The sequence below is a fragment of the Fusicatenibacter faecihominis genome (assembly GCF_020686945.1).
Classification (GTDB): Bacteria; Bacillota; Clostridia; order Lachnospirales; family Lachnospiraceae; genus Limivivens; species Limivivens faecihominis.
This window is the reverse complement of sequence record NZ_JAJEPR010000009.1, coordinates 46,721-58,552: the sequence shown is the minus strand read 5'-3', so window position 1 is coordinate 58,552 and position 11,832 is coordinate 46,721. Positions and strand designations below refer to the sequence as shown.

The following is an 11,832-nucleotide window of genomic DNA, read 5'->3' as shown; positions in this document are numbered from 1 at the left end:
TCAGAACTTGCACAAAAATGGAAAACGCGATAAGATATATACGAAAACGTTTAAGAAAGAAGGCGGGTGATGAAATGGCATCTTTAAAGGATATAGCCAGAGAACTTGGGGTATCGACCGCAACGGTAAGCAAAGCTTTGAATGATCTTCCGGACATCAGTGAGGAGACGAAACAGCTGGTGAAGGAGAAGGCAAAGGAGATGGGATATTTTCCGAATCTGGCAGCCAGAGCGCTGAAGACACACCGGAGCTATAACATCGGCGTCCTCTGTGTGGATGATAAAAACAGTGCCCTGACCCATCCTTTTTTTTCGAGAGTACTGGAGAGCCTGAAATCCGAAGCGGAGGCTCTGGGATATGATATCACTTTCATCGGCCAGAGACTGGGAAAGGAAAACATGTCTTATGTGGAGCATTGCCGTTACCGTGGTGTGGACGGTGTGGTGGTGGCCTGCGTGGATTTCAGCAAACCGGAGGTGATCGAGCTTATCAGCAGCGGTCTGCCGGTGGTGACGATCGACCACATTTTCAGCAATGCGGCTTCTGTGGTATCGGATAATGCAGAAGGGATCACGGAGCTGATGGAGTATATTATTTCCATGGGACATCGGAAAATTGCCTATATTCATGGAAGAGATTCCGCCGTTACGAAAGAGCGTATGGTCAATTTTTACCGGAGTATGGAGCGGCACGGCATTCCGGTGGAGGAGGATTGCGTTGTGCAGGGCGAGTATACAGATCCTGTAGCGGCTGCCAAGGCCACAAAGAAGCTTCTCCGGCTGAAAAATCCGCCGACCTGTATCATTTACACCGATGATTACGCCTGCATCGGCGGTATGGGAGCCATCGAGGAGGCGGGACTTTCGATTCCGGATGATATTTCAGTGGCAGGTTATGACGGGATTCCCATGAGCGAGGTCGTGAAGCCCAGGCTCACCACGGTCCGTCAGGATACGGAGCAGATCGGAAAAAGGACTGTGAGGAAGCTGGTGGCTCTCATCGAGAAGCCGAAGACCACCGGTGTGGAGAGCCAGTGTGTTCCCGTTGTGCTGGAAAAAGGAAAGTCGATAAAAAATCTCATTGAAAATCCGTGAGAAACCGTGTATACTGCCTCAAAGAGGTGAAAACATATGAATATGATTGTTGCAGCAGATAAAAACTGGGCGATCGGAAAAGACAATTCTCTTCTGGTAGTGATTCCGGCGGATCAGAAAACTTTCCGCAATATGACCCTCGGCCATCCCGTGGTCATGGGAAGGAAGACGTTCGAGAGTCTTCCGGGAGGCCTGCCCCTGGATCTTCGGAAAAACATCGTTCTGACGACGAACCCGGAGTTTCATCCGAAAGGGGTGACTGTGGTACACAGCCTGAAGGAGCTTTTTGAGGAGCTGGGAGAGGAAAAAGACGAGGCTTTCGTCATGGGAGGCCAGAGCATTTACGAGCAGCTTCTTCCCTATTGTGATGTGGTTCATGTGACCAGAATCGACCAGGCCTATGAGGCAGATACTTATTTCCCGGATCTGGATCAGAAACCGGAGTGGAAGATCACGGCAGAGAGTGACGAACAGACCTATTTTGATCTGGAATATACCTTCGTCCGCTATGAGAGAAAAAAGTCATAAAAAGGTATAAAAAATGGCAGCCACGTTGATGTGACTGCCGTTTTTCTATGCGGTTTTTTACTCTACAACTTTGATCCAGCCTTCCGGAGCCTGAATGCGGCCCATCTGGATGCCGGTGAGTGTTTCGTAAAGTTTCTGGGTAACAGGTCCCATTTTCTCCATTCCGCTGGGGAAGCAGATCTCTTTGCCGTGGTCGTTGATCTTTCCAACCGGAGAGATAACGGCTGCGGTACCGCAGAGACCGCACTCTGCGAAATCTTTGACTTCGTCGAAGCATACTTCTCTTTCCTCGACCTCAAGTCCGAGATAATCTTTCGCTACAGCGACAAGAGAACGACGGGTAATGGAAGGAAGAATGCTGTCAGACTTCGGAGTAACGACTTTGCCGTCTTTGGTGACGAAGATGAAGTTTGCTCCGCCGGTCTCCTCGACCTTGGTTCTGGTAGCAGCATCCAGGTACATGTTCTCATCGAAGCCCTGGCGATGTGCCTCCATGATGGGATAAAGGCTCATAGCATAGTTCAGGCCTGCCTTGATGTGACCGGTTCCGTGAGGTGCTGCACGGTCATAATCGGAAACGCGGATGGTGATGGGTTTTGCACCGCCTTTGAAGTACGGGCCAACCGGGGTGGTGAATACGCGGAACTGATATTCCTCAGCGGGTTTTACACCGATGACAGCGCTGCTTCCGAACATATACGGACGGATGTATAAGGTTGCTCCGGAGCCGAAGGGCGGAACATAAGCGGCATTTGCCTTGACGGTCTGTACGACTGCGTCAACAAAACGCTCTTTCGGGAATACGGGCATCTCCAGACGGCGGCAGGAATCCTCCATACGCGCACCGTTCAGATCCGGGCGGAAGATTACGATGTGGCCATCCTCTGTGGTGTATGCTTTCATACCCTCGAAGCAGGTCTGTGCATACTGAAGAACGCCGGCACACTCGCTGATGACTACTTTGTCATCGGAGGTAAGAGTACCCTCATCCCAGTTTCCGTTTTTATAGTTTGCGACAAACCGTTTATCGGTCTCATGATAACCGAAACCTAAGTTTGCCCAGTCAATGTTTTTCTTTTCCATTGCAGATTCCTCCTCGTATGTATATAAGAATGATTATAACTATTCAGTATCCACTATTCCGCGAGGCGTTTTGGCATGAATATGCCAAAATCCCGAGAGCTTCATGCAAAAATCCCATCGCCGAAGGCGATTTTTATTGGATTTTTGCTCGTAACTGCGAAGGTACTGAACAGTTACGAACGATTGTTTTAAGTTTACGCCTGCTTTGATACAGTGTCAAGTTAAAGTTTCGCCGGATCGGCGGCAGGCGGGGCAAGTTTCAGCATGATGCTGGCGGAAAATTCCTGCTCATGATATTCAAAGCGGGCCAGACCGTGATATTTTTCTGCGGTAGCCCGGATTGAGGAAAGTCCGATGCCGTGACCCTTTTCCCGGGAGGAGAGAATCCGGCCGTCCCTCTCCTGGATGAAGCCGTCGAACCGGTTTGTGAGAAGAATGTAGAGCTCTCCGGGATCTTCTGTATCCATGGAAAGGTGGATGTAGCGTTCGGCGGCGGGGATCGTAAGAGAACCCTGGATGGCATTTTCCATGAGATTCCCCAGGATTACGCAGAGATCCACGTCGGAGACTGTCAGGGAAGCGGGCAGATCCGCTTCACAATGGAAAGGGATCTGCTGCCTGGCTGCGATATCGCCGTAATAGGCCAGAACCGCGTTGGCCGCAAGGTGAGAACAGTAGCAGAAGCGGGCGGCTTCCGAGTCGCTCATCTGCTGATTGTAGTCGGCCAGATATTGGAGGAGACGCTCATATTCCTTCTGCTCCGCCAGGGCCGTGATGGTCCGGACCGTGTGACGGAAGTCGTGACGCAGACGGCTGGTCTGGGTAACATAGGACTGAAGGCTGACATACTGGCTGGCCTGCATCTCCAGCATCTGGTTTTTCTGCTTCATCTCAGCCCGCTCCGTAACCGCGTGGGCAGTTTTCAGGAAAAGGGACTGGAACAGGAAGAAAAGGATCAGCAGGGTTCCTTCAATAAAAAGGGAAATCTGAAAAATCCGGCCCACATGCATGGTGGAGTATTCTTTCGGTACCATATAAATGTTGCAGGCAGCAATGATTGTGGGAAAAAGCCAGGCCGTCCGCCAGACGGATCGTTCATGGAAATGGTCGATGATCCAGGTGAGACGTTTGGAAAAGAGAAAGAGAAAAAGTGTCATTCCCAGAAGAATACAGAGCCACTGGACGGGGAGCCCGAGGCTGGAGGGAGCCAGATAATCATCATTGGGTTTCAGCATAGCCTCTGTTATGTAATTGGCCATTCCTGAAAAGGAGAAGAGAGCTATCGCACAGGTGAAAAGATAAAAAAGCTTCATATTATCTACCTGAACAAACCAGAAATAGAGAAGCAGGGCCACTGCAAAGACCGGGAGCATGGAAGTATAGTGGGACTCCAGCTGAGGATGAAAGCTTTGCCAGGTGCCGAGAAGAAGGCAGACAAGGACAATGCCACCGGAAACGGCCCCGAGAAAAAGAGTCGGGGAGAGGTGGGTGCGAAGATGTTCCTGTACCGGAATCAGGCAGAAGAGGGCAGCAGGAAGGATGACACTGTACTCGGCAGCGGAGAAAAGGATATAATGCCAGTTCATATACAGGTCCTCCTTCGGAGTTCTTCTTTTCGGCGGCGGAAACGATGCTCGATGAGGGCCTGTTCCAGCTGCCCATGTTTGCGGGTATTGAGAGGAAAGGTACGTTTATCTTTCATAAGACAGGTCAGCCCGTCCATGGACTGCACATAGTCCAGATTTACCAGGACGCCGCGGTTGACGACCAGAAAACGGCTGTCATTTTCCAGGAGTTTCTGAAGCTGGGAAAAGGACGTACGGCAGCGGTATTCTTCCTTTGTATAGACCATGCAGTAGTTGGAGCTGGCCAGAACATAGCGGATATCGGAGTAAAAAATGGGGACGTTCTGTTTTCGTACAGAGAGATTCAGGTACTGTTCTTTTTCTGGAAGGAAAGCCAGGGCGTCCAGGATCGTCTTTTTCATCTGCTCCAGATCGAAAGGTTTGACCAGATAGTCGAAGGCGTGGCAGCGAAAGGCGTCGGACATATGTTCCGGACTGCTGGTAAGAAAAATAAGAAGCGCGTGGCTGTCTTTTTCCCGGAGCTTCATGGCTGTCTCGATGCCGCTGGGCGGTCCCATGTAAATATCCATGAAGACCAGGCTATAGCGGGCTGTCTCGAAAGCCTTTAAAAAATCCGAGCTTTTATGAAAAACAGTGACAGAAAAGTCCAGGTGATGTTCTTCGGACCATTCAGCCAGAAAGGCGGCCAGCCGTTTGGTATCCTGTGCGTCATCATCTACAATAGCAATTTTCAAATGGATCACCTCGTGTTAAGTCGTTTTTTCTTTTTTATTATACTAAAAACAGAAACAGTTTTCCAGAAAAAGTCCCTGCATTCATTCCACAAATTTTGCGTTCGTCCCTGACCTCTTGATTTTTTAGAAAATTCAGATAAAATGAAGAAAAAAACGCAAAGGAGAAAATATTATGAAGAAAAAATTATTAGCACTGATTCTGGCGGCAACCATGGCATTCCCTGTATGTGCATTCGCGGATGATGCAGAGGAAGAAACGGCAACGGAAGCCGTAGCAGAAGAGGAAACCGAAGCTGCCAGCTCGATCCTGGTGATGCAGGGAACCGACGATAACGGTATCGTATGGACCATCGCTATCAACACGGAGAATGCAAAAGGCTGTGTTTCTCTGACACCGCAGGGAGAAGACACCACTTATGTAACCGGTCCGATCAGCTTTGACGAAGGTTCCTTCACTATCGCAGATGAGGAGGACGGACAGGATTATGTGTTCGGTTATGAGGATGTTTCCGAGACAGAGACCGTTCTCACTTACGAGCCCACCGGCAGCGAAGTCAAACTGACCTATGTAGACCAGACTGCTCTGGCTGATGAGAATGTTCAGAATTATATGATCTATGCCGGAACTGATACAGACGGCAATCAGCTGACCTTCGTTTTTGATACCGAGAACAATGCTCTGGCAATCAATCAGAAGAAACCGGACGGAACCAGCGAGACTCTGGCAGGTACTTATGAAGAGACCGAAGGCGAGAACAGCTCTGTGATGCATTTTACAACAGAAGCAGGAGCAGAATCTGATCTGGAACTGGTTCCCGTTGATGAGCTGGCAAAAGAGATGGATATTACCGTTGAGGGCGAGACCATCCGTGTTTCCATGGTAGATACCAAAGTTCTTCAGGCTGAGTAAAAAAACTGAAAAAAGAACCAATCGCAGCCGGGCCCAAAAAGCCCGGCTGTTTTTGTTGCAATCCGGGGGAAGAACGATTAAAATATAGATAAAAAGCCCGGACAGCGGCTGTGGAGCTGGGCAAGCTTGCTTGCACAGATTTACAGACATTGGACGGGCAAACCAGTATGAGCAAGTAGGCCGAAAGGCCGGATTGCGAATACTGGTGGGGATTGTGAGAGCGCAAAGCGCGGAACAATCCACTTTTTATTAGAAAGGATGAATCAAATGTATCGTGACCATACAAAAGTGATCCATATCGGAGACCGTGTGATCGGCGGGGGCAATCCCATCCTGATCCAGTCCATGACCAATACAAAGACCGAGGATGTGGCGGCCACCGTCGCCCAGATCCGGAAACTGACAGCGGCAGGCTGTGACATCATTCGCTGTGCTGTTCCTACCAAAGAAGCGGCAGCAGCCATCCGCGAGATCAAGAAAGAAATCACGATTCCCCTGGTGGCAGATATCCATTTTGACTACCGTCTAGCCATTGCAGCCATGGAAAACGGCGCGGATAAGATCCGTATCAACCCCGGAAACATCGGAAACAGAGAGCGGTTAAACGCTGTCGTTCAGACCGCGAAGGAGCGGAATATTCCGATCCGCGTGGGCGTCAACAGCGGTTCTCTGGAAAAAGACCTAGTGGAGAAATACCATGGCGTCACCGCAGAGGGTATTGTGGAGAGTGCTCTGGATAAAGTTCATATGATTGAGGAGGAAGGCTACGACAATCTGGTCATCAGCATCAAATCCTCCGACGTGCTCATGTGCGCGAAAGCCCATGAACTCATTGCGTCGAAGACCTCCTATCCCCTCCATGTGGGTATCACCGAGGCAGGCACCCTTCTTTCCGGTAATATCAAATCCGCCATTGGCCTTGGCATGATTCTATCTCAGGGTATCGGCGATACAATCCGTGTCTCTCTCACCGGAGATCCGCTGGAAGAGGTCAAATCCGCTAAGATTATTCTCCGTACCCTGGGCCTTCGAAAAGGCGGCATTGAAGTGGTTTCATGTCCCACCTGCGGCCGTACCCGCATCGATCTCATCGGTCTGGCCAACCAGGTGGAAAATATGGTGGAGGATATTCCGCTGGATATCAAGGTGGCTGTCATGGGTTGCGTGGTAAACGGCCCCGGTGAGGCAAAGGAAGCAGATATCGGAATTGCCGGCGGTGTGGGCGAAGGTCTTCTGATCAAAAAAGGAGAGGTTGTCCGCAAGGTGCCGGAGGCAGAACTTCTGTCCGTGCTCCGGGAGGAGCTTCTCCACTGGAATGATGAGAAGTGAGGGAAAGAATGGAAAAACCTTTTTTTGACGTGTTCCCAACACTGGAGCTGAATACGGAACTGAAAAATCTCTTCGCGGTTACAAAAGTCACGCGAGTTGCCCTGACGAAAGCCAGAGATTTTCTGAAAGTCTATCTTTTCAGTGAAAAACTGATCCAGAAGAAATACATTTATCAGGTGGAAAAGGCGATCCGGGACCAGCTTTTTGCCGGTGTGCAGATGACGGTGAAGATCATTGAAAAATTTTCCCTATCCCGCCAGTATACGCCGGAAAAGCTCATGGATGTCTATAAGGACAGCATTCTTCTGGAACTGAAGGAATACAGCATTTTCGAGTTTAACCTGTTCCGGAAAGCGGACTGTATCTTTGAGAATGAGGATACTCTGCACCTGACCCTGGAGGAGACTGTGATCTCTGAGGGAAAAGGCGACGAGCTGATCCGTGTCCTGGAGAAAATTTTTACCGAGCGCTGCGGCATGTCTCTGAAGATTCATGTGGATTATAAGGAAGCCGTGGAGAGCAAGGCCAGAAGAAACGGCGAGCTGAAGATCCAGCAGGAGGTGGAGGCGATCTTAAGCCGTCTGCCGAGAGCCGCAGGCGGAGAAGAGCAGAGCTTTTCCGAGCCGAAACCGGAGAAAACCGTGACAGCAGAACCCCGCACTCCGAAAGAAGCTGCTCAGAAGGAGGCTCCCAAGGAAGGTGGCTTCAGCAAGGGCGGTTTCAAGGGCAAAGGCCGTTTTGGTGGCGGAGACTTCAATCGTCCGGTGCGTCGTTCTGACAATCCGGATGTGGTCTACGGAAGAGATATCGAGGAGGAAGCCATCCCCATCGACCAGATCCAGGGCGAGATGGGAGAGGTGGTCATCCATGGCCAGCTCATCAATCTGGAAACCAGGGATATCCGGAATGAGAAGACGATTCTGATCTTTGAGGTGACGGACTTTACAGACACGATCATGATGAAAATGTTTGCCCGGACCGCACAGGTGCCGGAGATTCTGGAAGGAATCCAGAAGGGCAAATTTTACAAGATCAAAGGTGTCACGACGATCGACAAGTTTGACAGCCAGCTGACCATCGGTTCCATCGTGGGAATGAAGAAGATTTCTGATTTCCGGCCCGTCCGCATGGACAACAGCCCGGAGAGGCGGGTGGAGCTGCACTGCCATACGAAAATGAGCGATATGGACGGCGTCTCCGATGTGGAAGATATCGTGAAACAGGCTTATGCATGGGGCCAGCCGGCCATCGCCATTACGGATCATGGCGTGGTTCAGTCTTTCCCGTCGGCCAACCACACACTGGACAGTATCGACGACGCTTACCGGAAGCAGTACCAGAAAGATCATCCCGATGTGAGCAAGGACGAGCTGAAAAAGATTGTGAGCCCCTTTAAGATCATTTACGGCGTGGAGGCCTATCTTCTGGATGACCTTAGAAAACCCGTGGAAAACCCCCAGGGCCAGAGCCTGGACAGCACCTATGTGGTCTTTGACCTGGAGACGACGGGCTTCAGTCCGGTGGAAAACAAGATCATCGAGATTGGAGCCGTGAAGGTGGAAAACGGCGAGATTACCGAGAAATTCAGCACGTTTGTCAATCCGGAGGTGCCCATTCCATTCCGGATCGAGGAGCTGACGAGCATCAGCGACAATATGGTGTTGGATGCCCCCACCATCGAGAAAATTCTGCCGGAATTTTTGAAATTCTGCGAGGGAGCGGTGATGGTGGCTCACAATGCTTCCTTTGATATGAGCTTTATCGAGGAGAATTGCAGAAGACAGGGCCTTGCCCGGGAATTTACCAGTGTGGATACCGTGGAGCTGGCCCGTTTCCTTCTGCCGCACCTTCACAATGCCAAGTTGGATACCGTGGCGAAAGCCCTGAACGTGTCTCTGGAAAATCACCACCGGGCTGTGGATGACGCGGGCTGTACGGCGGAGATTTTTGTGAAATTCCTCGATATGCTGAAGGGGCAGGGGACAGAAGATCTGAACGGAGTGAACCGTCTTTGTAAGCCCTCTGTGGATCAGATCAAACGGCTTCGTTCCCACCATGCCATCATTCTGGCGCTGAACGATACGGGCCGGACGAATCTTTACCGGCTGGTATCGATGTCACATCTGAAATATTTCAGCGTTGGAAAATCCAGCCGTCCCTGCATCCCGAAGAGCGAGTATCTCAAACACCGGGAAGGCTTACTCATCGGTTCCGCCTGCGAGGCCGGAGAGCTTTATGAGGCAGTTCGGGAAAAACGACCGGAGAAAGAGATCATCCGACTGGTGAATTTTTACGATTATCTGGAAATTCAGCCTCTGGGGAACAACCGCTTCATGATTGGAAACGAGAAGCTGGGCGTGCGGGATGAAAAGGACCTCATTGAGATCAACAAGCGGATCGTCCGCCTGGGCGAGCAGTTCCAGAAGCCGGTGGTCGCTACCTGCGACGTTCATTTCCTGAATCCGGAGGATGAAGTTTACCGGCGGATCATCATGGCCAGCCGCGGCTTTTCCGATGCGGACAATCAGGCTCCGCTTTATCTTCGGACGACGGAGGAAATGCTGGCGGAGTTCTGGTACCTGGGCAGCGAGAAAGCGGAAGAGGTGGTTATCACCAACACGCAGAAGATCGCCGATATGGTGGAGCGGATCGCTCCGGTGCGGCCGGATAAATGTCCGCCTGTCATTCCCGATTCTGACAAGACGCTCCGTGAGATCTGCTATAACAGTGCCCATGCGATGTACGGGCCGGAGCTTCCGAAGATCGTTACCGAGCGTTTGGAGCGAGAGCTGAACTCCATTATTTCCAACGGTTTCGCCGTGATGTATATCATCGCCCAGAAATTGGTGTGGAAGTCCAACGACGACGGCTATCTGGTGGGTTCACGAGGTTCTGTCGGTTCCTCCTTTGTCGCCACGATGGCGGGAATCACCGAGGTAAATCCTTTAAGTCCTCATTATTACTGTGAGGAATGTCATTATTATGATTTTGATTCCGACGATGTGAAGGCCTATGCGGGCCGGTCCGGCTGTGACATGCCGGATAAGGTCTGTCCGGTCTGCGGAGCGGATCTACGAAAGGCCGGTTTTGATATCCCCTTTGAAACCTTCCTGGGATTTAAAGGAAATAAGGAGCCGGATATCGACCTGAACTTCTCGGGAGACTATCAGGGAAACGCCCACCGCTATACGGAGGTTATTTTCGGTAAAGGCCAGACTTTCCGGGCGGGGACGATTGCAACGGTGGCCGAGAAGACGGCTTTCGGTTATGTGAAGCATTATTTTGAGGACAAAGGCGAGCAGAAGCGAAACTGCGAGATCGGCCGCCTGTCCCAGGGCTGCGTGGGTGTGCGCCGTTCCACGGGCCAGCACCCCGGCGGAATCATCGTTCTGCCCCTGGGCGAGGAGATCCATTCCTTCACGCCGGTACAGCATCCGGCCAACGATATGAAGACGGATATTATCACGACCCACTTTGATTATCACTCCATCGACCACAACCTTCTGAAACTGGATATTCTCGGACACGATGATCCGACGATGATCCGTATGCTGGAGGACTTGACGGGCCTGGATGCAAAGACGATTCCTCTGGATGATAAGGAGGTCATGTCCCTTTTCCAGGACACCCATGCCCTGGGAATCACGCCGGATCAGATCGGCGGCTGCCCCTTAGGTGCTTTGGGTATTCCGGAGTTCGGTACGGAGTTTGCCATGCAGATGCTTGTGGACACGAAACCTCAGAGCTTTTCGGATCTGGTCCGGATTGCCGGTCTGTCCCACGGTACGGACGTATGGCTGGGCAATGCGCAGACGCTGATCCAGGAAGGAAAGGCGACGATTTCCACGGCCATCTGTACGCGAGACGATATCATGAGTTATCTGATCCAGCAGGGCCTGGAGAGTGAGCAGGCCTTCACGATCATGGAGAGCGTGCGAAAAGGTAAGGGTCTGAAGCCGGAGTGGGAGACGGAGATGAAGAAACATGACGTTCCCGACTGGTATATCTGGTCCTGCAAAAAGATCAAATACATGTTCCCGAAGGCCCATGCGGCGGCCTACGTTATGATGGCTTACCGTATCGCCTACTGTAAGGTGTTTTACCCGCTGGCCTATTACGCGGCTTATTTTTCCATCCGTGCCTCCGCTTTCAGCTATGAGCTTATGTGCCAGGGTCAGGAAAAACTGCTGTTTTACATGTCCCAGTACGAGAAGAATATGGATCAGCTTTCCAATAAGGAACAGGATGAATATAAGGATATGAAGGTAGTCCGGGAGATGTACGCCAGAGGCTTCGATTTCCATCAGGTGGATATTTATCAGGCGGATTCCTCACGGTTCCGGATCATCGACGGCAAGCTGATGCCGGCTCTTAATACTATCGAGGGCATGGGCGGAAACGCTGCGGAGACCCTGGCTGAGGCTGCCAAACACGGCAAATTCCTCTCCCGGGATGACATCCGCCAGAGAACGGCGGTTAATGCCAAGACTGTGGAACATCTGGCGGAAATGGGACTGCTTGGAGATCTGCCGGAATCTAACCAGTTATCTATTTTTGACTTTGCATAA

7 protein-coding genes and 1 pseudogene are annotated in these 11,832 nt (G+C 51.2%); 5 read left to right on the top strand and 3 right to left on the bottom strand.

Annotation, left to right across the window (positions count from 1 at the left end; translation table 11 throughout):
* Positions 1 to 74: 74 nt before the first annotated feature.
* Both LKD71_RS07325 and LKD71_RS07320 read left to right on the top strand, forming a co-directional pair.
* Positions 75 to 1,094, top strand: coding sequence for a LacI family DNA-binding transcriptional regulator (locus LKD71_RS07325; protein ID WP_178045083.1), 1,020 nt, complete (start codon positions 75 to 77; stop codon positions 1,092 to 1,094).
* Between the two features lie 36 nt (positions 1,095 to 1,130).
* Positions 1,131 to 1,622 (top strand): dihydrofolate reductase, encoded by a 492-nt coding sequence (locus LKD71_RS07320; RefSeq protein WP_178045082.1) that lies wholly within the window; start codon positions 1,131 to 1,133, stop codon positions 1,620 to 1,622.
* 57 nt (positions 1,623 to 1,679) lie between these two features.
* On the opposite strand, the pseudogene LKD71_RS07315 reads toward LKD71_RS07320, so the two are convergent.
* The 3 genes and pseudogenes from LKD71_RS07315 to LKD71_RS07305 all read right to left on the bottom strand — a co-directional run.
* Positions 1,680 to 2,708, bottom strand: a pseudogene (locus LKD71_RS07315) (branched-chain amino acid aminotransferase); the annotation flags it as partial.
* Between the two features lie 218 nt (positions 2,709 to 2,926).
* Positions 2,927 to 4,291: an ATP-binding protein gene (locus tag LKD71_RS07310; protein ID WP_227614923.1), complete on the bottom strand. Its 1,365-nt coding sequence runs from the start codon at positions 4,289 to 4,291 to the stop codon at positions 2,927 to 2,929.
* Positions 4,288 to 5,025, bottom strand: coding sequence for a LytR/AlgR family response regulator transcription factor (locus tag LKD71_RS07305; protein ID WP_227614922.1), 738 nt, complete (start codon positions 5,023 to 5,025; stop codon positions 4,288 to 4,290). The genes LKD71_RS07310 and LKD71_RS07305 overlap by 4 nt, the downstream gene beginning before the upstream one ends.
* 172 nt (positions 5,026 to 5,197) lie before the next feature.
* Between LKD71_RS07305 and LKD71_RS07300 the strand changes: the two genes are divergently transcribed.
* From LKD71_RS07300 to LKD71_RS07290, 3 genes are all read left to right on the top strand, one after another.
* Complete coding sequence (locus tag LKD71_RS07300) at positions 5,198 to 5,935, top strand: hypothetical protein (RefSeq protein WP_227614921.1); 738 nt, start codon at positions 5,198 to 5,200, stop codon at positions 5,933 to 5,935.
* A gap of 267 nt (positions 5,936 to 6,202) precedes the next feature.
* Entirely contained in the window at positions 6,203 to 7,264 is a 1,062-nt protein-coding gene (ispG, locus tag LKD71_RS07295) for a flavodoxin-dependent (E)-4-hydroxy-3-methylbut-2-enyl-diphosphate synthase (RefSeq protein WP_227614920.1), read from the top strand.
* A gap of 8 nt (positions 7,265 to 7,272) precedes the next feature.
* Positions 7,273 to 11,832: a PolC-type DNA polymerase III gene (locus tag LKD71_RS07290; RefSeq protein WP_227614919.1), complete on the top strand. Its 4,560-nt coding sequence runs from the start codon at positions 7,273 to 7,275 to the stop codon at positions 11,830 to 11,832.

Excerpts from the sequence above, each read along its gene's own strand:
- LKD71_RS07325 (WP_178045083.1), top strand. The coding sequence starts at position 75 with ATGGCATCTTTAAAGGATATAGCCAGAGAACTTGGGGTATCGACCGCA.
- LKD71_RS07320 (WP_178045082.1), top strand. The coding sequence starts at position 1,131 with ATGAATATGATTGTTGCAGCAGATAAAAACTGGGCGATCGGAAAAGAC.
- LKD71_RS07310 (WP_227614923.1), bottom strand. The coding sequence starts at position 4,291 with ATGAACTGGCATTATATCCTTTTCTCCGCTGCCGAGTACAGTGTCATC.
- ispG (WP_227614920.1), top strand. The coding sequence starts at position 6,203 with ATGTATCGTGACCATACAAAAGTGATCCATATCGGAGACCGTGTGATC.
- LKD71_RS07290 (WP_227614919.1), top strand. The coding sequence starts at position 7,273 with ATGGAAAAACCTTTTTTTGACGTGTTCCCAACACTGGAGCTGAATACG.
- LKD71_RS07300 (WP_227614921.1), top strand. The coding sequence starts at position 5,198 with ATGAAGAAAAAATTATTAGCACTGATTCTGGCGGCAACCATGGCATTC.